The 1711-nt window shown below is 67.1% G+C and carries 1 pseudogene; it reads right to left on the bottom strand.

The features are described 5' to 3' along the window. Positions 1–1711, bottom strand: a pseudogene (locus AC1DU6_RS30090) (heme utilization protein); the annotation flags it as partial.

Raw genomic sequence — 1711 nt, 5'->3', positions numbered from 1 at the left:
CCCGAGGTCAGGGCGACCATGTCACCCGTGGTCAGGCCCTTGATCTGGGCGGTGCCCAGCGAGGCGACTTGCGCCGTGGTCAGCGAGCCGACTGCATCGCTGGCGAGGGCGCCGACCTGATCGGARGACAGGCCGTTSAGSGCSGCSGTCGWGACSGCRCGCAGGTCRGCSGTYTCSAKCTTGGCCARCTGGCTGGTGSYCAGKSCGCCGAACTGGCTGGACGACAGGGCMGCGAACTGGGCAGTGCCCAGYGCGTTGAGGYTGTCSGTCKWCAGGTTGCCGAGCTGGTCAGTCGTCAGCGAACGGATCTGAGCCGTCGACAGGTTGGCCATCTGGCCAGTCGTCAGCACATTCAGGTCGCCCGTGGAGATGTTGACGAGCTGCGGGCTGGTGGTCAGCGCGTTCAGCTGGGTGGAGGTCAGTGCGCGCAGCTGGTCGCTCGTGAGGGCGTCGAGTTGGTCCGTCGACAGGTTGCGCAGCGCGCCGGTGGAGATGGACTTGACGTCGGCTGTCTCGATGGCGGCGATCTGGGCRGTGGACAGCGCACCCGCCTGGTTGGAGTTGATGGCGGCGATCTGGCCCGAGGTCAGAGCCACCATGTCGCCGGTGGTCAGGCCCTTGATCTGGGCGGTGCCCAGCGAGCCGACCTGTGCCGTCGTCAGCGAGCCGACGGCGTCACTGGCCAGGGCGCCGACCTGGTCTGAGGACAGGCCGTTGAGCGCAGCCGTCGTGACGGCACGCAGGTCAGCGGTCTCGAGCTTGCCGAGCTGGCCAGTGGTCAGCGAACCGAACTGGCTGGAGTTCAGCGCCGCGAACTGGCTGGTGCCCAGCGCGTTCAGGTTGTCGGTGGCGAGGTTGCTGAGCTGGGTGCTGGTCAGCGCCTGGACCTGGCCCGAGGACAGGTTGGCGAACTGGCCGCTGGTCAGGCTGTTCAGGTCAGCCGTGCCCAGCGTATTGATCTGGCTCGTGGTCAGCGAATTGACTTGGCCGCTGCTGAGTGCACGCAGCTGGTCGCTGGTGAAGGCGTCGAGCTGGTCGGACGACAGGTTGCGCAGGGCGCCGGTCGTCAGTGACTTGACATCGCCSGTTTCGAKGGCGGCAATCTGGGCGGTGGACAGGCTRCCGGCCTGGGTCGAATTGATGGCAGCGACCTGGSCCGARGTCAGGGCGACCATGTCACCCGTGGTCAGSCCYTKGATCTGGGCSGTGCCCAGMGAGGCSACTTGRGYKGTCGTCAGCGAGCCRACRGCRTCGCTGGCCAGCGCRCCGACCTGGTCSGAGGACAGGCCGTTGAGSGCSGCGGTCGTGACRGCRCGCAGRTCRGCCGTCTCCAGCTTGCCSARCTGGCYGGTGGTCAGTGCGCCGAACTGGCTGGACGAGAGCGCTGCAAACTGGGCCGTGCCCAATGCGTTCAGGTTGTCCGTGGCGAGGTTGGCGAGCTGGGTGTTGGTCAGCGCCTGGACCTGCGCGGACGACAGGTTGGCGAACTGGCTGCTGGTGAGACTGTTCAGGTCGGCTGTGCCCAGCGTATTGATCTGGCTGGTCGTCAGCGAGTTGATCTGGCCGCTGCTCAGCGCACGCAGTTGATCGCTGGTGAAGGCGTCGAGCTGGTCAGACGACAGGTTGCGCAGGGCGCCGGTGGTCAGCGACTTGATGTCGGCCGTCTCGATCGCAGCGATCTGCGCCGTGGACAGACCGGTCACCTGGGTCG

The organism is Roseateles sp. P5_B10 (assembly GCF_056400485.1).
The sequence above is the reverse complement of the archived record's forward strand: the minus strand, read 5'-3'. Positions and strand labels throughout refer to the sequence as shown.